General features: G+C 65.3%; 15 protein-coding genes and 1 pseudogene. 14 read left to right on the plus strand and 2 right to left on the minus strand.

Going from position 1 to position 23,013, the window contains the following annotated elements:
- The first annotated feature begins 40 nt into the window (after positions 1–40).
- From HHL21_RS00810 to HHL21_RS00820, 3 genes are all read left to right on the plus strand, one after another.
- Entirely contained in the window at positions 41–466 is a 426-nt protein-coding gene (locus tag HHL21_RS00810) for a DUF1810 domain-containing protein (protein ID WP_169463373.1), read from the plus strand.
- A gap of 5 nt (positions 467–471) precedes the next feature.
- Positions 472–1,893 (plus strand): alpha/beta hydrolase domain-containing protein, encoded by a 1,422-nt coding sequence (locus HHL21_RS00815; RefSeq protein ID WP_169463374.1) that lies wholly within the window; start codon positions 472–474, stop codon positions 1,891–1,893.
- Positions 1,894–1,964: 71 nt separating this feature from the next.
- Entirely contained in the window at positions 1,965–3,293 is a 1,329-nt protein-coding gene (locus HHL21_RS00820) for an NYN domain-containing protein (protein ID WP_169463375.1), read from the plus strand.
- 64 nt (positions 3,294–3,357) lie between these two features.
- Here the strand turns inward: HHL21_RS00820 and HHL21_RS22085 are convergent.
- A pseudogene (locus HHL21_RS22085) lies at positions 3,358–3,480 on the minus strand (helix-turn-helix domain-containing protein); the annotation flags it as partial.
- Positions 3,481–3,634: 154 nt separating this feature from the next.
- On the opposite strand from HHL21_RS22085, the gene HHL21_RS00825 reads away from it, so the two are divergent.
- The 9 genes from HHL21_RS00825 to HHL21_RS00865 all read left to right on the plus strand — a co-directional run bounded on the left by HHL21_RS00825 (position 3,635) and on the right by HHL21_RS00865 (position 18,461).
- Positions 3,635–4,066, plus strand: coding sequence for a hypothetical protein (locus HHL21_RS00825; protein WP_169463376.1), 432 nt, complete (start codon positions 3,635–3,637; stop codon positions 4,064–4,066).
- 163 nt (positions 4,067–4,229) lie between these two features.
- Positions 4,230–5,699 (plus strand): sodium:solute symporter, encoded by a 1,470-nt coding sequence (locus tag HHL21_RS00830; RefSeq protein ID WP_169463377.1) that lies wholly within the window; start codon positions 4,230–4,232, stop codon positions 5,697–5,699.
- A 77-nt stretch (positions 5,700–5,776) separates the two neighbouring features.
- Positions 5,777–7,633 carry a signal peptide peptidase SppA gene (gene sppA, locus HHL21_RS00835; protein WP_169463378.1) on the plus strand — a complete coding sequence of 619 codons (1,857 nt, stop codon included), beginning with the start codon at positions 5,777–5,779 and terminating at the stop codon, positions 7,631–7,633.
- A 244-nt stretch (positions 7,634–7,877) separates the two neighbouring features.
- Complete coding sequence (locus HHL21_RS00840; protein WP_169463379.1) at positions 7,878–9,191, plus strand: efflux RND transporter periplasmic adaptor subunit; 1,314 nt, start codon at positions 7,878–7,880, stop codon at positions 9,189–9,191.
- Positions 9,191–12,289 carry an efflux RND transporter permease subunit gene (locus tag HHL21_RS00845; protein ID WP_169463380.1) on the plus strand — a complete coding sequence of 1,033 codons (3,099 nt, stop codon included), beginning with the start codon at positions 9,191–9,193 and terminating at the stop codon, positions 12,287–12,289. The genes HHL21_RS00840 and HHL21_RS00845 overlap by 1 nt, the downstream gene beginning before the upstream one ends.
- The gene (locus HHL21_RS00850; protein WP_169463381.1) at positions 12,286–15,477 is read left to right on the plus strand and encodes an efflux RND transporter permease subunit; all 3,192 of its coding nucleotides are present in this window, start codon (positions 12,286–12,288) and stop codon (positions 15,475–15,477) included. The genes HHL21_RS00845 and HHL21_RS00850 overlap by 4 nt, the downstream gene beginning before the upstream one ends.
- Positions 15,478–15,480: 3 nt before the next feature.
- Positions 15,481–16,875, plus strand: a complete 1,395-nt coding sequence (locus tag HHL21_RS00855; RefSeq protein ID WP_169463382.1) for an efflux transporter outer membrane subunit — start codon at positions 15,481–15,483, stop codon at positions 16,873–16,875.
- Between the two features lie 80 nt (positions 16,876–16,955).
- Positions 16,956–18,197 carry an RNA-guided endonuclease InsQ/TnpB family protein gene (locus HHL21_RS00860; RefSeq protein ID WP_169463383.1) on the plus strand — a complete coding sequence of 414 codons (1,242 nt, stop codon included), beginning with the start codon at positions 16,956–16,958 and terminating at the stop codon, positions 18,195–18,197.
- A 36-nt stretch (positions 18,198–18,233) separates the two neighbouring features.
- Complete coding sequence (locus HHL21_RS00865) at positions 18,234–18,461, plus strand: hypothetical protein (RefSeq protein ID WP_169463384.1); 228 nt, start codon at positions 18,234–18,236, stop codon at positions 18,459–18,461.
- Between the two features lie 26 nt (positions 18,462–18,487).
- Here the strand turns inward: HHL21_RS00865 and HHL21_RS00870 are convergent, their stop codons facing one another.
- Positions 18,488–20,053 carry a serine hydrolase domain-containing protein gene (locus HHL21_RS00870; RefSeq protein WP_169463385.1) on the minus strand — a complete coding sequence of 522 codons (1,566 nt, stop codon included), beginning with the start codon at positions 20,051–20,053 and terminating at the stop codon, positions 18,488–18,490.
- A gap of 149 nt (positions 20,054–20,202) precedes the next feature.
- Here HHL21_RS00870 and HHL21_RS00875 point away from each other — a divergent pair, with 149 nt between their 5' ends.
- Positions 20,203–20,721, plus strand: a complete 519-nt coding sequence (locus HHL21_RS00875; RefSeq protein WP_169463386.1) for an SET domain-containing protein — start codon at positions 20,203–20,205, stop codon at positions 20,719–20,721.
- A gap of 100 nt (positions 20,722–20,821) precedes the next feature.
- Positions 20,822–22,969 carry a S46 family peptidase gene (locus tag HHL21_RS00880; RefSeq protein ID WP_169463387.1) on the plus strand — a complete coding sequence of 716 codons (2,148 nt, stop codon included), beginning with the start codon at positions 20,822–20,824 and terminating at the stop codon, positions 22,967–22,969.
- Positions 22,970–23,013: the final 44 nt, after the last annotated feature.

Below are 23,013 nucleotides of genomic sequence, written 5' to 3' on the forward strand. Positions count from 1 at the left end.
GTTTTGGTGCATGATGGAGGCTATTTTGCAGGAGGCAGTCATGCAGGCAGGTTTTAAGCTCGAGCGTTTCGAACGCGCGCAGGCCCCGGTCTACGAGGCCGCGCTCGGTGAACTGCGCGCGGGGCGCAAGCGCAGCCACTGGATGTGGTTCATCTTTCCGCAGGTTGCAGGGCTTGGACACAGCGAGATGGCGCAGCATTACGCGATCGCGTCCCTCGACGAGGCGGCGGCTTATCTCGCGCATCCGGTGCTTGGACCGCGCTTGCGTGAATGCTGCCAGGTGATGGCGGCGAGCGATGCGGGCTCCGCTTCAGATATCTTCGGCTACCCCGACGACGTCAAGTTCCACTCGTCGCTGACGCTGTTTGCGCAGGCGGCGCCCGGTGAGGCGGTGTTCCGCGAATGCCTCGACCAATACTTTGATGGCCAACCCGACGCGAACACCTTGTCGCGCCTGAAAGCATGATGCGCATGCGCTGGCTGCTTATCGCCGTCCTGCTGCCGTTGTTCGCGTCCTGCGCGACCGGCGTGGGCGATGGCACGCGCAGGGTCGAACGGTTTGAGATCAAGACCCGCGCCCCGGCGTTCGGCGGCACGGTCTTCGACGGGGCAGGTGAGTACGAGGCGGTTTCCGGTATCGCGCACGTGCGCCTGCATGGTGATTATGCCTACCCGGTCGAAGTCGATATTTTGCGTCCACGCGATCCGGCCAGGTCGTCGCGCGTGCTGCTGGTGGAAGTCGACGCGACTTGGGGCAGGCAGCTCGGCCGCATGGTCAACGATGGCGGGCCGGGCATGCTGCGCGCCGACGATGCCGGCAACGGCTTCACGATGCGGCGCGGGCACACCGTGGCGTGGATCGGTTCGAAGCTGAACCACGTCGATGCGCGCCTGCTGCACGACGTCGCCTTGTTCCTGAAGGCCGATCTCCGCGCCACCACGACGATAGCGGTCGGCGCGGGCGGCGCTGGCCAGCTGCTGCGCAGGTTTATCGAGGAGGGGCTGAACGCCGCACCGGGCGGCGGCAAGGTCTTCGACGGGGCGATGCCGCTGGTGGCCGGGGCGCGCGGGCATTTTCCGTTTACGTATGCCGTCACGACCGATCCGGTGAGCGGCAATACGGGCGGCATTTTCGCCCGGTGCCAGCGCAATGGGACCTGCCCGAAGCTGATGCATGTCGATAGCAGTGCCGAGTTCTGGACGGCGAAGGCCTCGCTGATTGTTGCGGACGGCGCCGGTAACGACATCCCGCTGCCGCACGGGGCGCGCGCCTACCTGATGTCATCGACCCAGCACCTGTTCGCCGACCGGACGGTTCCTGGCGAATGCCGCCAGCCCAGCAACACCGCGAGGCAGGCGCCGCTGGTGCGCGCGCTTCTCGATCAGATGGTGGCGTGGATTCACACGGGGAAAGAGCCGCCGCCAAGCCGTTTTCCGCGCCGCGCGGACTCGATGCTGACGGCGCCGGATCGGGACGCGGCCGGCTTCCCCGACCTGCGCGCCGCCGGTATCGGTTTTCCCGCCGGCGTCAACGGGATGCCGGGCTACCAGCTGTTCGTGCCGATGACCGACGTGGACGGCCATGACATCGCCGGCGTTCGCCTGCCCGATATCGAGGTTCCGCTGGCGACGCACACTGGCTGGAACCTGCGCCGCTCGAACAGGGCCGGCGATGCGGAACTGTGCGGCGGCACCGGCATGACTCTGCCGTTTGCACCGCAGCCACGGGCGGGCGACCCGCGCCGCGCGATATCGCAGCGCTATCCGAGCCGGATCGAATACGCCAAGGCGGTGGCCGCGTCCGCACGCAGCCTGCGCGACCAGGGCCTGCTGCTGCAGGAAGACGTCGCCCGCTACATCGAGCGCGCCCGGCGCGAGACGCGCGTGCCGTGATGAACTCCGGTTCCTGCGTTGTTGCGTATAATCGCGCAGGCATTGCCCGATAAACATAGAGAACAATATATATGGCTTCATCCTCAGACAACATCAGCATGGCTGTGTTCTGCGACTTCGAAAACGTCGCACTCGGCGTGCGTGACGCCAACTACGAAAAATTCGACATCAAGCCGGTGCTCGAACGCCTGCTGCTCAAGGGCAGCATCGTCGTCAAGAAGGCATACTGCGACTGGGACCGCTACAAGGGCTTCAAGAGCGCCATGCACGAAGCGAACTTCGAGATGATCGAAATCCCGCATGTGCGCCAGTCCGGCAAGAACTCGGCGGATATCCGCCTGGTGGTCGACGCGCTCGACCTCTGCTACACCAAATCCCACGTCGACACCTTCGTCATCATCAGCGGTGACTCCGACTTTTCGCCGCTGGTGTCCAAGCTGCGCGAGAACGCCAAGAAGGTGATTGGCGTCGGCGTCAAGCAGTCGACCTCGGACCTGCTGGTCGCGAACTGCGACGAATTCATTTTCTACGACGACCTGGTGCGCGAAGTGCGCCGCGCCGCCGCCAAGCGCGACGAGCGCAAGACCCAGCCGGTGGCCCGCGGCAAGTCGCCTGACGAAGGCAACCGCCGCAAGGAAGAAAGCGAAGCCCGCAAGGCGCAGGCGATCGAGCTGGTGGTCGAGATGTTCGACGCGCTGGTCTCCGAACGCGGCGACAGCGGCAAGATCTGGGCATCGCTGCTGAAAGATACCCTGAAGCGCCGCCGTCCGGACTTCAACGAAACCTTCTACGGCTTCCGCACTTTCGGCAACCTGCTGGAAGAAGCGCAGAACCGCGGCATGCTGGAATTCGGCCGTGACGAGAAATCGGGCGCGTACGTGTACCGCAGCAGCGCCGCGACTGCCGCAGCGACGGCTGCCGAGAACGCATCGGTCGCCCAGGAAGCGGTCGAGCTGATCGAAGAAGCGATGCCGGCCAAGGAATCGCGCCGCCGCGGCGGCCGTGGCCGCAAACCTGCGCCAGTGGTGGAAACGCCGGCTGAAGCGTTTGAAGCTCCTGAAGAGCTGGTCGAAGCCGTCGCGGAAGCGTCGGCTGAGGCAGCCGAACCGGTAGCGGTGGAGTCCGAGCCTGAAGCGGCTCCGGCTCCGGCGAAGCGACCGCGCCAGCCAGCGCGCACCCGCAAGGCCGCGGCGAAGAAGGCAGAGGCAGCAGTGGCCGCGCCGGAAGCGCCGGTTGTGGTTGTGGCGGCAGCCGATGTGGCGGCAGCCGATGCTGCGGCAGCCGATGCTGCGGCAGCCGATGCTGCGCCTGAGGAAACCAAGCCAGCGAAACCTGCGCGCAAGACTGCTCCCCGCAGCCGCCGTCCGGCAAAGCCGAAGGCAGCGCCGGAAAACGGCTGATCTGGAATTAAGTCCTCTGGGTGGAAACGCTCAGAGGATGTTACGTCCCGTCTTCACGGCGATCTGACGCTTGTAGGCACGCGGCATCGAACTCCCGCATTGTCATTTCGTCGATGACGCCCACATCATAAAGCGCGGAAGCAGCACTGTGTATCGCTTCGAACGCGTCGCTCTTGGCATTTCCCATTGGAGCTGACTTCGCGCTCCTCCCCGCTACGCCACTTTGCAAACCGGCTGCGCACAAGCATACGGTGCGATTTGCTGAAATGGTGCAAACTGAGGTCCAGTCCCTGTGTCTAACCAGTTGTCCGGGCCCCAACCATTGTGTGAAGGAGTTCACCATGCGCATGCTTACCGGATTGCTGTTGTCCCTCTCCCTCATGGGTCCACTCGCGCTCGCGGCTCCGCCGGCGCCCGCGCCAAACCATCCCATCCTCGGCATCTGGCGGCTCACGCTGCCTGATGGCAGCTGCTCTGAAACCTACCGGTTCAGGGGCGACGGCACGACCCTGGTCACCAGCGCGGCGGAGGTGTCGGAAAGTGAATTCCACATTCCGGCCGAACCCAGCGAGAAGGGCTTTTACAGGCTGGTCGATACCATCGTGAAGGACAACGGCAAGGAGGATTGCATGGGGCAGGTGATGAAGGTCGGCACGAGTGCGACCAATTTCATCCGTTTCCATCCGTCGGGAGCCTTGTTTTTAATGTGCGCGACGGAGTCGATGGAGACCTGTATCGGACCGTTCCAGCGGGTGATGGGGAAGGGGACGTGATTTAGCGTCGACGTTGATGCCCATTCCCCAAAGTTATCCCCCAAGACGCCCAGGTAATTGGCGTATCGACTTGGTGCAGCGGCCCCTCCCGTAAGGCTCGTCTGCCCCGCGGTATCGGTGTATATTGCTGGCGAACTCATCGTCACTTTGCACTGGACCAGCTATGTCACCGGTTTTACTTTTCGTTATTTTGATAGCGTATTTCGCGCTGCTGATGGGCGTGGCCTGGGCCACTTCCCGTAACGCCAACAACGATTCCTTCTACATCGGTAACAAGAGCAGCAACTGGATGCTGGTCGCGTTCGGCATGGTCGGTACCACCCTGTCCGGCGCCACCTTCATCAGCGTGCCGGGCAACGTCGGCCTCGACGCCTTTGGCTATGGCCAGATCCTGATCGGCTACGTGATCGGCTATATCGCCGTCGCCTTCATCCTGCTGCCGCTGTACTACCGCCTCAAGCTGACCTCGATCTACCACTACCTCGACGTGCGCCTCGGCCGCCGCGCCTACCAGAGCGGCGCGTCGTTCTTCATCCTGTCGCGCCTGCTGGGCGCCACTGCGCGCCTGTATTTGGTCGTCAATATCCTGCAGGCGATCATCCTCGACAGCCTGGGGGTGCCATTCTGGCTGACCACCCTGGTGATTCTCGGCATGATCCTGATGTACACCTACGAAGGCGGCGTCAAGACCATCGTCTGGACTGACACGCTGCAGACCAGCTGCATGCTGATCGGCCTGGTCGCCTGCGTGGTCTACCTGCTGACCCAGCTCGACATGACCGTCGGCCAGAGCCTGGCCGCCATGGATGCGCGCGGCCTGTCCACCATCTTCACCACCGACGTCGACAGCCCCAACTTCTTCCTCAAGCAGATCGTCGCCGGCGCCTTCATCGTGCTGACCATGACCGGCATGGACCAGGAGATGATGCAAAAGACGATTTCGGTGAAGACCCTGAAGGACTCGCAGAAGAACCTGCTGAGCCTTACCCTGATCCTGGTCATCGTGCTGTCGCTGTTCCTGTTCCTCGGCGGCCTGCTCTACCTGTACGCACCGCTGGCGGGCGTCACCGCGACCGGCGACAAGATCTTCTCGGCGGTCGTCATGGGCCACCTGCCTGCCGCGGTGCAGATCATCTTCCTGGTGGCGCTGGTGTCGGCGCTGTTCCCGAGCGCCGACGGCGCCATCACCGCGCTGACCTCGAGCTTCTGCATCGACCTGCTGGGCCTGAAGCGCCGCGACGACTTGTCGGAGGCGGACAAGGTGAAATGGCGCCAGCGCGTCCACCTCGGCTTCGCCTTCCTGTTCCTGCTGCTGGTGATGGGCTTCAAGTGGGCTGACAGCCCGAGCATGATCGTCGTGATCCTGAAACTGGCCAGCTATACATATGGCCCGCTGCTCGGCCTGTTCGCCTTCGGCCTGCTGACCACGCGCCGCCTGAACGACCGCTGGGTGCCGGCGATCACCATCGGCGCCCCGATCCTTTGCGGACTTGTTGAGTTTAATCAGGCATACCTGCTCGGAACTTACCGCCTCGGACTTGAACTGCTGATGATCAATGGCATATTGGTGTTTGCCGGTTTGTACGGGATTTCCAGCCGGGAACGGCGCGATCCGGCTGCGGTTGCTGCGTAACGTTTTTGACAACGGCACCCGGTTTTCACGTAAAGTGAAGGCCGGGTTCAACGCAAATTTCAACAGCTGGAGTATCGATGTCTTTCAAGCCCCTGTACTACCTGCGCCGCGGTTTCGGCATGTTCTGGAGTACGCTCGACGCCACCCGCCGCACCTTCTTCAACCTGCTGTTCCTGCTGGTGGTGATTTTCGTAGTGTGGCTGGTGTTCTTCGGCGGCGCCAGGCCGATCGGGAACACGACGGCGCTGGTGCTCGACCTGAAGGGCCGGCTGGTCGAGCAGCACAGCGGCACGCTGCGCGACGCGCTGCTGGCCAACGCGCGCGGCGACGTGCGCCGCACCGTGCAGGTGCGCGATGTGCTGCTGGTGCTCGACTCCGCAGCGAAGGATCCGAATATCAGCAGCGTGGTACTGCTGCTCGACGACCTCGAAGGCGGCGGCCAGGCCATGCTTAATGAAGTGGGCCAGGCGGTCGACCGGGTCAAGGCGGCCGGCAAGCCGGTAATCGCATGGGGCGGCAGCTACGACCAGCGCCAGTACCGCATCGCTTCGCACGCGACCGAAGTCTACCTGCACCCGATGGGCATGGTCCTGATCGAAGGCATGGGCCGCTACCGCAACTACTACCGCGACGCGCTCGACAAGGTCGGCGTCACCGTCAACCTGATGAAGGTCGGTACCTACAAGAGCTTCGCCGAGCCGTTCATCGGCAACGGCCCGTCCGAGGCGGCCGCCGAGCAGGACGCGGTGCTGTACAACGCGCTGTGGGCCAGCTACACCAACAGCGTCGAGAAGAACCGCAAGCTGCCGGCTGGCGCCATCGCGAAAACCATTGAGGCGCTGCCGGAACTGATGCAGCAGGTTGAAGGCAATACCGGCAAGCTGGCGCTGCAGACCAAAATGGTCGACGCCCTCAAGACCCGCGACGAAGTGCGCGACCTGATGATGAAGCGCGGCGTGCCTGACCTCGAGAACAAGAGCTTCCGCCAGGTGTCGTTCGGTGAATACCTGGCGCGCCAGCGCCCGAAACTGTTCGGCGACGGCGTCGGCGTGATCGTCGCTTCCGGCGAAATCACCGACGGCAACGCCAGTCCGGGCGCGATCGGCGGCATGTCGACCGCCAACCTGGTGCGCCGCGCCCGCGAGGATGACCAGATCAAGGCCATCGTGCTGCGGGTCGATTCGCCAGGCGGCAGCGCCTACGGTTCGGAGCTGATCCGGCGCGAGCTCGAGCTGACCCGCGCAGCCGGCAAGCCGGTGGTCGTTTCGATGGGCAGCGTGGCTGCATCGGGCGGCTACTGGATCTCGATGGCGGCCGACGAGGTGATCGCCGACCCGACCACCATCACCGGTTCGATCGGCGTGTTCGCCATCCTGCCGACCGTCGAGAAAGTGGTCGACAAGCTGGGCATCCACACCGCCGGCGTGCGCACCACCTGGCTGGCCGACGCCTACAACCCACTGCGTCCGCTCGACCCGCGCTTCGGGCAGCTGGTCCAGAGCAGCATCAACCATATCTACAGCGAGTTCACCACCAAGGCCGCGCTGGCGCGTAAAACCACGCCGGCGAAGATCGACGAAGTCGGGCAGGGCAGGGTATGGACCGGCCAGCAGGCCAAGGAACGCGGGCTGGTCGATTCGCTGGGCAGCTACGGCGACGCGATCAAGTCGGCCGCAACCCGCGCCAGGCTGACCGGCGACTACCGCGTCGCCTACATCGAGCAGGACAGCTCGCGCTTCGAGCGCGTCCTGCAGATGTTCGGGGCTTCGGCGGCGCAGGCAGTCAACATCGAGGTCAAGCTGGGCCTGACTCCGGTCGGCTTCCCCAACGGCGCCGTGGCGGAGGCCGCGCGCGACATGGCGTGGCTGGCCGACCTGACCGAGGGGCGCAAGCCGTTTTCGGCGGTCACGCATTGCCTGTGCGGGACACCGTGATTCTTGTAGCGGGTTTGTAACGGCTTGTACGGCAGCCCAGGCGCTGCCGTCGAGCCGGATCCCCTGTACGGCGGCCGCAATGGCCGCCGTTTTCGTGTGTGCGCGGCGCGGGCTTTGTATCGTCCACGCCTGTATTGACGCCTTCTATGTGCGCTCCGAAACATAGGAATTTGCGGCTACATGCTAGAGTCTGGCGAAAATCACATCACTTCTTTCCGTGACCGACCGCCCGACAAGGACCAGCATGGAACCACCTGTTTTTCCTCCCCTGAATACGCCGCCGGCGCCTGCCGCCAGCCGCCGTAAAAAGCTGATTGGCAGCGCGATTGCGGTGCTGGCGATGATCGCCCTGGCCGTATTGGCCTGGTACCTGACCCGTCCTGACGATAGCGCGGCCCGCGCCGCAGGAGGCCCGGCTGCCGCGGGAGCATCAGCCAGCCCAGGTGCTGGCGCGGGCGGGCGTCCGGGCGGCCGGCGAGGACGCGGCGCGCCGGCCACCACAGTCGGCGTGGCGACCGCGGAGGTCGCGGACATCCCTGTCGTGCTTGACGCACTCGGCACGGTGACCGCCGCCGCGACGGCCACGGTGCGCCCGCAGGTATCGGGCATCCTCCAGACAATTCATTTCACGGAAGGGCAACTGGTCAAGGCCGGGCAGGTGATGGCGACGATCGACCCGCGCTCGTTCGAAATGGCCCTGCTGCAGGCGAGTGGAACGCGCCAGCGCAACGAGGCGCAGCTGGAAAGCGCCCGCGTCACGCTCGACCGCTTCCGCACCTTGCTGTCGCAGGATTCGATCGCGCGCCAGGAGGTCGACACCCAGGCCGCGCTGGTCAAGCAGCTTGTAGGCACGGTAATGACCGACCGCGCGGCTGAAGGCGTGGCCCGGCTCAACCTCAGCTATACCAAGGTAAAGGCGCCGATCACGGGCCGGGTCGGCCTGCGCGTCGTCGACATGGGCAACCTGGTCGGCAGTTCGGACGCCAACGGCATCGCCGTCATCACCCAGCTGTCGCCGATCGACGTCGAGTTCGCGGTGCCGCAGGACCAGGTGCCGGCGCTGCAGGAACGCATCGCCAGCGGCGCGTCCTTGCCCGCGACGGCGCTCGACCGCACCCGCAGCAAGGCGCTCGGCACCGGCAAATTCGCCGCGCTGGACAACCAGGTCGATACCCAGACCGGCACGGTGCGCGCCAAGGCGCGCTTCGAGAACGCGAAGCAGTCGCTGTTCCCGAGCCAGTTCGTCAACCTGCGCCTCGAACTACGCACCATCAAGGATGCGGTGATGGTGCCGGTGACGGCGCTGCGCCACGGCTCCGACGGCGACTTTGTCTACCTGCTGAATCCTGCCGAGCGCACGGTCGCCGTGCGCAAGGTGGTGCGCGGGCAGGCCACCGTGGACAAGGTACAAATCGGCACCGGCCTGAAGGCGGGCGACCAGGTGATTACCGAGGGCGCCGACCGGCTGCAGGACGGCGCGAAGGTAACGCTGCCTGGCGATAAGCCAGCCGGCGCAGGCGGCGGCGAGCGCGGGCGGCGCCAGCGGCAGGGGACGTAATGAACCCGTCCGGCCCATTCATCGCGCGTCCGGTCGCCACGGCGCTGCTGATGCTGGCCATCGTGCTGGCCGGCCTGGTCGGCTTCCGCTTCCTGCCGCTGTCCGCGCTGCCGCAGGTCGACTTCCCGACCATCCAGGTGCAGACTTTGTACCCGGGCGCCAGCCCGGAAGTCATGTCGCGCACCGTCACCGCGCCGCTGGAGCGCCAGTTCGGCCAGATGTCCGGCCTGCAGCGCATGACTTCCACCAGCGCTTCCGGCGTGTCGATCGTGACCTTGCAGTTCGGCCTTGGCCAGACACTCGACGTCGCCGAGCAGGAAGTGCAGGCGGCGATCAACGCGGGCAGTTCGCTGCTGCCGGCCGACCTGCCGGCGCCGCCGGTGTACGCCAAGGTCAATCCGGCCGATGCGCCGGTGCTGACGCTGGCGATCACCTCCGACACCGTGCCGCTGACCGAAGTCCAGAACCTGGTCAACACCCGGCTCGCGCTGAAAATCAGCCAGGTCTCCGGCGTCGGCCAGGTCACCCTCAGCGGCGGCCAGCGTCCGGCGGTGCGCATCCAGGCCGACACCGCCGCGCTGGCGTCCTACGGCCTCGGGCTCGACACGCTGCGCACTGCCATCGGTGCCGCCAACGCCAACAGCGCCAAGGGTAATTTCGACGGCCCCACGCGCTCGTACGCGATCAACGCCAACGACCAGCTGCTCGAGGTCGAAGGCTACAAGAACCTGATCGTCGCCTACCGCAATGGCGCCCCGGTGCGGCTCGAGGATGTCGCCACGGTCGTCGACAGCGCCGAGAACGTCAAGCTGGGCGCGTGGTCGGGCCTCAAGCCCGCCATCATCCTGAACGTGCAGCGCCAGCCGGGCGCCAACGTGATCGCCACCGTCGACGCGATCCGCGAACGCCTGCCCGAACTGCAGGCTGGCCTGCCGCCAGCGCTCAAGCTGGACGTGCTGACCGACCGCACCACCGGCATCCGCGCCTCCGTCCTGCACGTCGAATTCGAGCTGCTGCTGGCGGTGCTGCTGGTGGTGCTGGTGATCTTCGCCTTCCTGCATAGCCTGCGCGCCACCGTCATCGCCAGCCTGGCGGTGCCGATCTCGCTGATCGGCACCTTCGGCGCGATGTACCTGCTCGGCTACAGCCTGAACAACCTGAGCCTGATGGCGCTGACCATCGCCACCGGCTTCGTGGTCGACGATGCGATCGTCATGATCGAGAATATCTCGCGCTATATCGAGAAGGGCGAAACCCCGATGGCGGCGGCGATCAAGGGCGCCTCGCAGATCGGCTTCACGATCATCTCGCTCACGGTATCGCTGATCGCCGTGCTGATCCCGCTGCTGTTCATGGGCGACGTGGTGGGCCGGCTGTTCCGCGAGTTCGCGGTGACGCTGGCGATCACCATCCTGATTTCCGGGGTGGTGTCGCTGACCCTGGTGCCGATGATGTCGGCGCGCTGGCTGCGCAGCCATGCCGACGAAAAGCCAGGCCGGCTCGCCCGGCGTACCCAGGCCTTCTTCGATTCGGTGGTCAATCGTTACGACAGTTCGCTGAACTGGGTGCTGGCGCGCCAGGGCATCACCTTGCTGGTGGCGCTGGGTACGCTGGTGCTGACCGTCGTGATGTACGTGATGATCCCGAAGGGACTGTTCCCGACCCAGGACACCGGCCAGCTGCAGGCGCGGGTGGAGGCGCGCCAGGACATCGCGTACGACCGCATGGCGACGCTGCAGCAGGCCGCCGCGAAAGCGATCCTGGCAGATCCGGACGTCGAATCGCTCAGCTCCAACGTCGGCGTCGATGCGGCCAACAACACCATGCTGCATACCGGCCGCATGCTGATCAACATGAAGGACTCGCGCTCGGGCGGCCAGGCCGAAACGATGGAGCGGCTGCGCCAGCGCGTGGCCGAGGTGCCGGGAGCGCGGCTGTATGTGCAGCCGACCCAGGACCTGACCATCGACGCTGAAACCGGGCCAACCCAGTACCGGCTGTCGATCGAAGGGGCCAACGGCGCCATCGTTACCGAGTGGGCCAACAAGCTGGTGCAGCGCATGCGTCAGGTGGAACAGGTGCGCAATCCCGTCACGGATTCCGGCGCGACCGGCGCCGCCGCCTACGTCGACATCGACCGCGACACCGCCTCGCGCCTGTCGATCACGGCCGCTTCCATCGACGATGCGCTGTACAGCGCGTATGGCCAGCGCATCGTGTCGACCATCTTCACCGAGACCAACCAGTACCGCGTGATCCTCGAAGCGCAAAAGGATACGGCGATGTCGCTCGAAGCGCTGGGCAGGCTGCAGCTGCGAACCGGCTCGGGCCAGAGCACGCCGTTGTCGGCGGTTGCCACCATCACCGAGCGTCCGGCGCCGCTGCAGATTACCCACGTGGCGCAATATCCCGCCACGACGGTCGGCTTCGACACTGCGCCCGGCGTGCAGCTGGGCGAGGCGGTCGATGCCATTCGCGCGGCCGCCGCCGACATCAAGCTGCCGCCATCGGTCAGCATGACCTTCATCGGCGCCGCCGGCGCCTACCAGGCGTCGCTGACCAGCCAGCTGTGGCTGATCCTCGCCGCGGTGGTGTGCGTCTACATCGTGCTCGGCGTGCTATACGAAAGCTATATCCACCCGCTGACGATCCTGTCGACGCTGCCGTCGGCCGGCGTGGGCGCGCTGCTGGCGCTGATGGTCAGCGGGCAGGGGCTGGGCGTGATCGGCATTATCGGCATCATCCTCCTGATCGGCATCGTCAAGAAGAACGCGATCATGATGATCGACTTCGCCATCGAAGCCGAGCGCGAACAGGGCATGGCGCCGCGCGAGGCGATCCACCAGGCCGCGCTGCTGCGCTTCCGGCCCATTTTGATGACGACGCTGGCGGCTTTGTTTGCCGCGGTGCCGCTGATGCTGGGCTGGGGCGAGGGCGCGGAACTGCGCCGGCCACTGGGCCTGGCCATTTTCGGCGGCCTGATCGTCAGCCAGGTGCTGACGCTGTACACGACGCCGGTAATCTATCTTGGCTTCGACCGCCTTGAACGGCGCTGGAGCCGCCGCACCGGCGCAACACCCGGCGAGGCTGCGCCGTGAACCTGTCCGAACCATTCGTCCGCAGGCCGATTGCGACGGTGCTGCTGACCCTCGGCATCGCGCTGGCGGGCATCGGCGCTTTCTTCGTGCTGCCGGTGTCGCCGCTGCCGCAGGTCGATTACCCGACCATCTCGGTCAGCGCGTCGCTGCCCGGCGCCAGCCCGGACACCATGGCATCCAGCGTGGCCACGCCGCTCGAACGCCGGCTTGGCGTGATTTCCGGCGTCAACGAGATGACCTCGTCAAGCCGCAACGGGTCGACCCGCGTCAGCCTGCAGTTTGACCTGAACCGCAAGATCGACGCCGCCGCGCGCGAGGTACAGGCCGCGATCAACGCGGCGCGCGCCGACCTGCCTTCGACATTGCGCAGCAACCCGACCTACCGCAAGGCCAATCCATCGGATGCCCCGGTCATCATCCTGGCGCTGACGTCGCCCACCAAATCGCCGGGCCAGATCTACGAGTCGGTGTCCAACATCGTGCAGCAGAAACTGGCGCAGGTGAAGGGCGTCGGCGAGGTCGAGATCGGCGGCGGCTCGCTGCCGGCGGTGCGGGTCGAATTGCTGCCTTACGCGCTCAACAAGTACGGCGTCTCCAGCGAAAACATCCGCGCCGCGATCCAGGCCAACAACCCGGCCCGGCCCAAGGGCGACATCGAGGTGAGCGAGCGGCGCCTGCAGATCTATTCGCAGGCAGCGGGCGCCAGCGGGGGGCGCAGCGCCGCCGATTACCGCGACCTGGTGGTGGCGTGGCGCGACGGCGCCGCGATCCGCCTGTCCGACGTGGCCGAAGTGATCGACGGCGTCGAGAACGTCAATACCCTTGGCCTGTTCAACGGCGCGCCTGCCGTCATCGTCCTGGTCACGCGCCAGCCCGACGCCAATGTGATCGAAACCGTCGACGGCGTGCGCGCCTTGCTGCCCGCGCTGCAGGCGCAGCTGCCGTCCGATATCAAGCTGCAGGTGGCGTCGGACCGTACCAATTCGATCCGCGCCTCGCTGCACGAAATCGAATTCACGCTGATGATGTCGATCCTGCTGGTGGTGCTGGTCGTCAGCGTGTTCCTGCGCAGCGTCCGTGCGACCATCATCCCGGCGGTGGCGACCGTGGTGTCGCTGCTCGGCACCTTCGGCGTGATGTACATGCTGGGCTTCAGCCTGAACAACCTGAGTCTCATGGCGCTGACTGTGGCCACCGGTTTCGTCGTCGACGACGCCATCGTGGTGCTCGAGAACACCGCGCGCCACATCGACCAGGGCATGGACCGCATGAAGGCGGCGCTGCTGGGCGCGCGCGAAGTCGGCTTTACCGTGCTGTCAATCAGCCTGTCGCTGGTCGCGGTGTTCATTCCGCTGCTGTTCATGGGCGGGCAGGTCGGGCGCCTGTTCCGCGAGTTTGCCGTGACTTTGTCGGCCGCCGTCATGATTTCGCTGGTCATTTCGCTGACCACCACGCCGATGATGTGCGCCTGGCTGCTCAAGCCCGGCGGCATCGAACGTCCGCAGGGGCGCCTGTCGCGCTGGGCGGAACGGGGCTTTGAACGCGTGCTCAGGACCTACGAACATTCGCTCGACTGGGCGCTGCACAGCCTCGGGCTGGTGATGTTCATCCTGGTGTTCGTTATCGGGCTGAACGTCTATCTGTTCAGCGCCGTGCCGAAGGGCTTCTTCCCGCAGCAGGATACCGGCCAGATCAACGGCGGCATCCGCGCCGACCAGAGCATTTCGTTCCAGGCGATGCAGGAAAAGCTGCGCCGGCTGGTAGACATCATCCGCGCCGATCCGGCGGTGGAAACGGTAGTCGGTTTCACCGGCGGTGCGCGGGCAGGGGGCGGTTTCATGTTCATCAACCTGAAGCCGGTGTCGGAACGCAGCGAAGGCGGGCAGGCCGTGATCGCCCGCTTGCGTCCGCAGCTGGCGCAGGTGACGGGCGTGTCGATGTTCCTCAATACGGTGCAGGACTTGCGCATGGGCGGTCGCCAGAGCAGTTCCACCTACCAGTACACGCTCAAGAGCGACAACCAGGCCGACCTGAAGTTGTGGGCCGGGACGCTGGCCGAGTCGATGAAGCGCCAGCGGGCGCTGACCGACATCGATACCGACCTCGATGAGAACGGCGTCGAAATGTACGTGACGGTCGACAAGGACAGCGCCGCGCGGCTGGGCATCAGCTCGCGCGACGTCAACAACGCGCTGTACAACGGCTTCGGCCAGCGCCAGGTCGCCACGATCTACGATGAGCTCAACCAGTACAAGGTGATCATGGGCGTCGCCCAGCGTTATGCGCAGTCGCCGCAGGCGCTGGGCGACGTCCATGTACCTGGCCGCAGCGCCGCCGGCACCACCACGGAAACGGCAGCACCCGGCGCCACACGCGATCCATCGACCGGGCAAGCCCTTGCAGGAACGGCCACGACGATGGTGCCGCTGCCGGCCATCGCCACGTTTGCCGAAAGCTCGACCCCGACCTCGGTCAACCACCAGGATGGCGAACTGGCCACCACCGTGTCGTACAACCTGGCCGAGGGCAGCAACATGCAGGACGGGCAGGCGGCGGTGCGCCAGGCCGAGGCCGACATCGGCATGCCGACCAACGTCAGGGGCAGTTTCGAAGGCGCCGCGCGCGCGGCGCAGGAATCGAACAAGGAGCAGCCGATGCTGATCCTCGCGGCCATCGTCGTCATCTACATCGTGCTGGGCATCCTGTACGAAAGCCTGGTGCACCCGATTACCGTGTTGTCGACGCTGCCGTCGGCGGGGGTAGGGGCGGTGCTGGCGTTGCTGCTGTTCGACATGGAGTTCTCGATCATCGCGCTGATCGGCGTCTTCCTCCTCATCGGCATCGTCAAGAAGAACGCCATCATGATCATCGACTTCGCGCTTGAGGCGGAGCGCTCGCGCGGACTGTCGCCGATGGAGGCGGTGCGCGAAGCCTGCCTGCTGCGCTTCCGGCCGATCCTGATGACGACACTGGCGGCTGCGCTGGGCGCACTGCCGCTGGCGATCGGCTTCGGCGAGGGCTCGGAACTGCGCCGGCCGCTCGGCGTCGCCATCATCGGCGGCCTGATCGCCAGCCAACTGTTGACGCTCCTGACCACGCCGGTCGTCTACATCGTGCTCGACAAACTGCGCCGCCGTAGTCCCGCGGAGCGCCAGCTTGGCCGCCACGTCAACCCTACCGTGAGATAACGCATGACAGCCATTCCCTTCATCCGACTCCATGCCATCGCCGTCGCGGCCATCCTGCTCGGCGGTTGCGCAGCAGGACCCGCGTACCAACGCCCATCCACGCCGGAGCCTGCCGCCTTCAAGGAAGCCCCGGGGTGGGCGCCCGCCGCACCGGCAGACACGCTGGAGCGGGGCTCGTGGTGGACACTGTTCAGCGACCCGATACTGAACGAACTGGCCAGCCAGGTCGAAGTATCGAACCAGAACGTGGCGGCAGCCGTGGCCTCGTACGCGCAGGCACGCGCGCTGGTGCAGGAGCAGCGCGCCTCGCTGTTCCCGGAAGTGGGATTGAACATGTCCGCCGACCGTTCCGGCGGCAAGAGCGTCGACACCCAGGGCAGCTACCGCCTCAGCATCGGCGGCAGCTGGGAGCCGGACATCTGGGGACGGCTGCGCGCCAGCGTCAACGCGGCCAGTGCCGGCGCAGAGGCCAGCGCCGCCGACCTGGCGGCAGCACGGCTGTCGGCGCAGGGCGAGGTCGCGATCAATTACTTCCTGGTGCGCGAAGCGGACGCCCAGCTGGCGCTGCTGGCCACCACCATCGACGGCTACCAGCGGGTCCTGAAAATCACCCAGAACCGCTTCGACGCGGGCATCGTCGCCAAGTCCGACGTGCTGCAGGCCCAGACCCAGCTGGCCAACGCCCAGGGCGACCAGCTGACGATAGCGCGGCAGCGCGCCCAGTTCGAGAACGCGATCGCCATCCTGGTTGGCAAGGCCCCATCCGGCTCCGGCCTGGCCGCCGCGCCGTGGACCGGCGCCGTGCCCGACATTCCTGTCGGCCTGCCGTCGACGCTGCTGGAACGCCGTCCGGATATCGCGGCGGCGGAGCGGCGCGTCGCCGCGGCGAACGAACAGATCGGCATTGCGCGCTCGGCCTACTACCCGAGCATCGGGTTGAGCGGCTCGTACGGCACGGGCGGGAGCAAGGTGTCGGATTTGTTCAGCGTATCGAACGCGCTGTGGTCGTTCGGGCTGTCGGCGGCGCAGAGCATCTTCAACGCGGGCGCCACGCGCGCCAGCGTGGCCGGGGCCGGGGCGCAGCACCAGGTAACGGTGGCGCGCTACCGGCAGACCGTGCTCGAAGCGTTCGGCGACGTCGAGAACCAGCTTGCCGCGGCGCGCATCCTGGCTAGCCAGCAGGTGCTGCGCAAGCAGGCCTCGGACGCGGCCGACCAGGTCGAGGCCCAGATGCTCAACCGCTACAAGGCAGGGCAGGTCGGTTATTCCGAAGTGGTGCTCGCGCAGGCCAGTGCGTTGTCGGCGCGGCGCGCACTGGTCCAGGTCCAGGCTGACCGCCAGGCCACGGCGGTGGCGCTCATCCAGTCGATCGGCGGCGGCTGGAAGGCCGGGAAATAGCGCCCGGCGTTCGCCATCTAACCGACTGGCGGGACCAGCGCGGATAGGATGGTTTCTTCAGTTGACCAGGTGTGCTAAGCATGCAACGTCTACAAGCCTTCAAATACGAACTGATGCCAAATGGCGAGCAGGCGCGCGATATGCGCCGATTCGCCGGGTCGTGCCGTTTCGTCTACAACAAGGCGCTGGCGAGGCAAAAGGAGAATCACGCGGCGGGCAACAAGTTCATCGGATTCGCTGGCCTATGCAAAGCGCTCACCGGCTGGCGCAATGGCATCGACACACCGTGGCTCAAAGATGCGCCGTGTCATCCGCTGCAACAAGCGCTAAAAGACTTGGAGAAGGCATACAAGAATTTCTTCGAGAAACGCGCAGACTTTCCCAACTTCAAACGCAAAGGCGGCGGCGACCGTTTCCGCTACCCGGATCCGAAACAGATCAAGCTCGACCGGTTCAACGGTCGCATCTTCCTGCCCAAACTCGGCTGGCTGCGCTATCGCAACAGCCGGGACGTGCTGGGCGAAGTCCGCAACGTCACCGTCAGCCAGTGCGGCGGCAAGTGGTTCGCGTCGATCCAGACGCAACGAGAGGTCGAACAGCCCTTGCCCAAGGTAACGACGGCCATCGGTATCGATGTTGGCATTGCCCGGTTCGCCACCATGAGCGACGCGAGCTTCATCGCGCCGGTCAACAGCTTCAAGAAACACCAGCAGCGCCTGGCCCGCTACCAGCGGCGCATGAGCCGTAAGGTCAGGTTCAGCAACAACTGGAAGAAGGCGAAGGCCCGCGTCCAGAAGATTCACACCAGCATCGCCAACGCCCGCAAAGACTTCCTGCACAAGACCACAACGACGATCTGCCAAAACCACGCGCTCGTATGCATTGAGGATTTGCAGGTACGGAGCATGTCCAGGTCTTCCAAAGGCACGGTCGAACAACCTGGCAAGAAGGTGAGCCAGAAAAGCGGCCTGAACCGCGCCATCTTCGATCAGGGCTGGGGAGAATTCAGGCGGCAGCTTGGCTACAAAGTGGCGTGGAACGGCGGTATTCTGCTGGCCGTGCCGCCGCACCACACAAGCCAGACGTGCCCGTGCTGCGGCCATGTATCGAAAGACAATCGGCAAACTCGGGCGACATTTCTGTGCGTCGATTGTGGCTACGAAAATCACGCCGACGTGGTCGGTGCGATCAATGTTTTAGCGCGAGGACATCGCGTTTTAGCCTGTGGAGAGTCGGCGCAGTCAGGCCGCTCGGTGAAGCAGGACCCCGCCGAAGCGACCCGCAGATCATCGCGCGGCGCCGTAGGAATCCCCGTCCTTTAGGGCGGGGAGGATGTCAAGCAACGCGAGGAGATCGACATGAACGAACAGGATCCGGACCGCCACAACATGCAGCCGCCAATTCCAAGCCACATGCCCGACAAGGTCAAACCAGGCGACGAGGACAAGGTCGCCGGGCGCGATCCCGTTCCGGGCCTCGACCCGGGCGCACGGCCAGCCGGCAGTCCAGGCCTGGGCTCCGGAAACGCAATCGACGAAGGTGTCGGCGGCGCCGGGCTTGGCAAAGCGCCGGGCGAACGCGGCTGACGGTAGCGTCGCTGGCCCGACCGCGATCAGTGCTTTTTCGGCTCCATGACGTGAAGCTGCTGCAGCTTCGGTTCGCGCTCGGGCGTCAGCGTGAAAAAGACCTCCCGGGTGCCGTTCTCGCCGACGACGTCGAAGCGGCCGCGCAGCTGGTTTTCAGGTTTGACTGGTCCAATCGAACGGATCTTTCCGATCGGTGCCAGCTGCTTGCGCGCCTCGGCGATCCAGTCCTCGCGCGAGCGGTCCATGAAGAAGTTCTCGGCGGCGATTGTCGTTCCCAGAGTCTCGTCCCACGACTGGATCAGCTGCGCCACCTGCTGGTGGCGCGCCAGCAGCACCGGCGACGGCAGGATCGTACGGGCCTGCAGCCGGGCCTTTTCGATCAGCAGTGCCAGCACCTTTGACGTCGGGTTGTACACCGGGCCATAGCGAAGGTTGGTGAATGCGATCACGCCGATGCCATGGTCGGGCGCGAACCGGTACTGGCTGCCATAACCCGGCAAGCCGCCCGAATGGCCGACAGTGACCACGTCCTGGCTGTCGCGCGACCAGGTCAGCCCGTAGCCGTAAAATCCGACGCGCGGATTGGCTGTCTTATCATCGCTCAGCAGAGCCTTTGGCGCGAACGAGGCAAACACCTGCGGCTGGTGCATCTCGCGTACCGTTGCGCGCCGCAGCGGCCCGTTATCGGCGCCGTCGCGGGCGGGCCATGCGTCGAGGTGGAACGCCACGTAGCGGGCGAAATCGTCCATCGTCGTGATCAGGCCGCCCATCGCGGCGCCATCGCCGTCATGCAGCACCGGTTCGGCGAGCCAGCCGCCGCGATCCCACAGGTAGCCCAATGCGAACTTGTCGCGCGGGACATCGGCGTATTCCCACACGGTGTCGTTCATGCCCAGCGGGCGCAGGATGTGTTTGGTGATGTAGTCCTGGAAGCGCATGCCGGACACATTGGTGACGATTTTCCCGAGCAGGATGTAGCCCAGGTTGCTGTACTCGAAACTGACACCCGGCGCATTCGAGAACGACAGGCCGCCGGCGACAAGCTCCGCCAATGCCTTGTTATCGACGGCCATCTGGCGGTCGCCCCACGGATTATCTTCGGGCAGGCCGGTACTCATCGTCATCAGATGGCGCACCGTCAGCACGGGCGAGTCGGCCGTCGGCAGGCGCACGCCTTTCAGCTCGGGCAGGAAATTGGCGACCGGGTCGTCCAGCCGCAGCTTGCCGGCGTCGCGCAGGTGCAGCGCCGCCATGGCGGCGAAGCTCTTCGTCATCGAGGCGATGCGGAACGGGGTGGCGGCGCTGGCGGCGATCTTGCGTTCGATGTTGGCGTGGCCGATCGAGCGTACATGCACCAGCTTGCCGTCCATGACGACGCCGTACACCAGCCCCGGGAGATGCTGTGCCGCCGCGAGGTCGGCATACATCTTGTCGATTTCCGGGAGCAGGGCCGCAACGCGGGCGGCGCGACCGCTGTCGGAGAAGGCTGCCGGAACATGGGTGGAAGGCTGGGCCGGGGCGGGAGCGGCCCCCGCGCCGGCTGCGATCATCAGCAGCAGGAGTGAAGTGGCGATGCGGTGCGGTCGGTTCATGCGGTGTCCTTCGGGGCGGTGGGCGTCGGCGAAATGGAATTTGGCGTTGCGCCGCCAATCATACAAGTTCAAAAGCGAACCGTGTGTGTTATGGCTGCCAATGTGGTGTAATGCATATCAGGCAGCTCCAACCACTTTTTCGATCGCAGATGACCACGAATACCGCACCAGCAGGCGCCGCGCGCGCCGCCAGCCTCCCTTACATCGTGCGACGCTCCAGCATCCACGGCAACGGCGTGTTCGCGCGCCGGAATATCCGCGAGGGAGAGCTGATCGACGAGTACAAGGGCGAACGCATCGACTGGGATGAGGCCAACCTGCGCGCCGAGCAGGCGCACGGCCCGGTCAACCACACCTTCTTCTTCTCGCTGGCCGACGGCCGCGTCATCGACGGTGGCAGCGACGGCAACGACGCGCGCTTCATCAACCATGCGTGCGAGCCGAACTGCGAGGCGCAGGAAGACGATGGCAAGGTCTTCATCTACGCGCTGCGCGACATTGAGCACGGCGAAGAGCTGAATTACAACTACGCGCTGGTTTACGAAGAACGTCACACGGCGGCGGTCAAGCGCCAGTTCGCCTGCAACTGCGGTGCGCCCGGCTGCACCGGCACGATGCTGGCGCCGAAGCGCAAACCGAAGGAAAAAAAGACGCCGGCAAAGGCGTGAGCCGTGTCAATACGGCGGTATTGACCGGTGCACAAAATCGTTTCCAGCCAATTGCAACAGCGATATACTCCCCGCTTGCTTTCTATAACTGGGGTATATCTTGTTCAAATCCATCGCATTGCCTGTCGTCCTGCTCGGCGTCTTCGCCGCCGCGCACGCAGACGAAGGCCAGTGGCAGCCGCACCAGCTGCCGCAGCTCAAATCCGAACTCAAGCGCATCGGCATCACCATCCCGGCTGAAAAACTGACCGACCTGACCAAGCACCCGATGAGCGCGATCGTCTCGCTGGGCGGCTGCTCGGCGTCGTTCGTGTCGCCGGACGGCCTGGTCGTCACCAACCACCACTGCGCCTATGGTGCGATCCAGCGCAATGCGACCCCGGAAAAGAACTACATCGTCAACGGCTTCCTCGCCAAGACCCGCGCCGAAGAACTGCCGGGCGGCCCGAACACGCTGGTGTATGTGACCGACAAGGTCGAGAACGTGACCGACCGCGTGCTCAAGGGGCTGGCGCCGGCGATGTCCGGCCGCGAGCGCAATGAAGCCGTCGACAGCCGCGTCAAGGCGCTGATCGCCGAATGCGAAACCGACAAAGCCTACCGCTGCTCTGTGCCGAGCTTCCACCGCGGCCTCGAGTACTACCGCATCCGCCAGCTGATGATCCGCGACGTGCGCCTGGTGTACGCGCCGTCCGACATGGTCGGCGACTTCGGCGGCGACGTCGACAACTACGAGTGGCCGCGCCAGACCGGCGACTTCTCGTTCCTGCGCGCCTATGTCGGCAAGGACGGCCGCCCGGCCGACCCGTCGCCGGACAATGTGCCGTACAAGTCGAAGGACTTCCTGGTCGTCTCGGCAGAAGGCCTGAAGAACGGCGACCCGATCCTGCTGGCCGGCTACCCTGGCCGCACCAGCCGCTACAAGCTGCCTGCCGAAATCCGCTTCGCGCGCGACGCCAGCTTCCCGCTGCGCGTGTCCGACATGCAGGCCGACCTGGCCGTCATCGCTGCCGCCACCAAGGGCAACGCACAGTTCGACGTGCGCTACGCCAGCGTCGTCAAGGGCATCAACAACGTACTGAAGAAAACCCAGGGCCTGCTGGACGGCTTCGCGCGCAAGGACATCGCCGCCATCAAGGACGTGCAGGATGCCGAATTCCGCGCCTGGTTCAACCAGCCGGCCAACCAGATGGGCGCTTCCAAGACGCTGCTGGCGGACCTGGACGCGGTGATCGCCGCCGATATGGCGCTGTCGGAAGAAGAGTTCGCGTATTCGGTCGCCGCCAACGGCGACCTGTTGAAAAGCGCGCGCACGCTGTACCGCCTGGCGCTGGAACAGCAGAAGCCGAACGCCCAGCGCGAAAGCGGCTACCAGGAACGCGACCTGTCGTTCATCAAGGCGCGCCTGACCCGCCTGGAGCAGTCGTTCGTGCCGGCGGTCGATGAAGCGCGCTTCACCGCGTCGCTGCAGCGCTACAGCAAGCTGGCCGCCAACACCCACCCGCAAGGCCTGGACACGCTGCTGCCGGCGCCAGCATCGGTGAGCGCGCTCTACAAGCAGACCCAGTTGGGCGACACTGCCCAGCGCCTCGCGTGGATGAGCAAGGACCCGGCCGCATTCAAGGCCTCGGATGACGCGTTTATCCAGCTGGCCGTGAAGATGCATGACGTCGCGATGTCGATCGAGAACCGCCGCAAGGAAATCGACGGCAACCTCGAACGGGTGATCCCGCAGTACATGTCGTCGGTGATCGCATGGAAGAAATCGCAGGGCAAGCCAGTCTACCCGGACGCAAACTCCACGCTGCGCGTCACCTACGGCACCGTGGCGCCATACTCGCCGCGCGACGGCATGGTCAAAGGTCCGTTCACGACGGTGCAGGGCATCGTCGAGAAGCACACCGGCGCCGATCCGTTCATCGCGCCGCAGAACCTGCTGGCCGCGGTCAAGGAGCAGCGCTTCGGCGTGTTCAAGGATCCGGTACTGGGCACCGTGCCGGTCAACTTCCTGTCGAGCGCAGACACCACCGGCGGCAATTCCGGTTCGGCCGTAATGAACAAGCGCGGCGAGCTGGTTGGCCTGAACTTCGATTCGACCTATGAATCGATCACCAAGGACTGGTACTTCGACAGCGCGATCACGCGGGCGATCCACGTCGACATCCGCTACATGCTGTGGGTGATGAAGGAAGTCGACCATGCCGACAACCTGCTCAAGGAAATGAAGATCAAGTATCCGGCGAAGTAAACCGGATCGGATGCGAGAAGGGCCGCTGAATGACGCGGCCCTTT

This window comes from Massilia polaris, assembly GCF_012927275.1.
Classification (GTDB): domain Bacteria; phylum Pseudomonadota; class Gammaproteobacteria; order Burkholderiales; family Burkholderiaceae_D; genus Telluria_A; species Telluria_A polaris.

Excerpts from the sequence above, each read along its gene's own strand:
- HHL21_RS00810 (WP_169463373.1), top strand. The coding sequence starts at position 41 with ATGCAGGCAGGTTTTAAGCTCGAGCGTTTCGAACGCGCGCAGGCCCCG.
- HHL21_RS00815 (WP_169463374.1), top strand. The coding sequence starts at position 472 with ATGCGCTGGCTGCTTATCGCCGTCCTGCTGCCGTTGTTCGCGTCCTGC.
- HHL21_RS00820 (WP_169463375.1), top strand. The coding sequence starts at position 1,965 with ATGGCTTCATCCTCAGACAACATCAGCATGGCTGTGTTCTGCGACTTC.
- HHL21_RS00825 (WP_169463376.1), top strand. The coding sequence starts at position 3,635 with ATGCGCATGCTTACCGGATTGCTGTTGTCCCTCTCCCTCATGGGTCCA.
- HHL21_RS00830 (WP_169463377.1), top strand. The coding sequence starts at position 4,230 with ATGTCACCGGTTTTACTTTTCGTTATTTTGATAGCGTATTTCGCGCTG.
- sppA (WP_169463378.1), top strand. The coding sequence starts at position 5,777 with ATGTCTTTCAAGCCCCTGTACTACCTGCGCCGCGGTTTCGGCATGTTC.
- HHL21_RS00840 (WP_169463379.1), top strand. The coding sequence starts at position 7,878 with ATGGAACCACCTGTTTTTCCTCCCCTGAATACGCCGCCGGCGCCTGCC.
- HHL21_RS00845 (WP_169463380.1), top strand. The coding sequence starts at position 9,191 with ATGAACCCGTCCGGCCCATTCATCGCGCGTCCGGTCGCCACGGCGCTG.
- HHL21_RS00855 (WP_169463382.1), top strand. The coding sequence starts at position 15,481 with ATGACAGCCATTCCCTTCATCCGACTCCATGCCATCGCCGTCGCGGCC.
- HHL21_RS00860 (WP_169463383.1), top strand. The coding sequence starts at position 16,956 with ATGCAACGTCTACAAGCCTTCAAATACGAACTGATGCCAAATGGCGAG.
- HHL21_RS00865 (WP_169463384.1), top strand. The coding sequence starts at position 18,234 with ATGAACGAACAGGATCCGGACCGCCACAACATGCAGCCGCCAATTCCA.
- HHL21_RS00870 (WP_169463385.1), bottom strand. The coding sequence starts at position 20,053 with ATGAACCGACCGCACCGCATCGCCACTTCACTCCTGCTGCTGATGATC.
- HHL21_RS00875 (WP_169463386.1), top strand. The coding sequence starts at position 20,203 with ATGACCACGAATACCGCACCAGCAGGCGCCGCGCGCGCCGCCAGCCTC.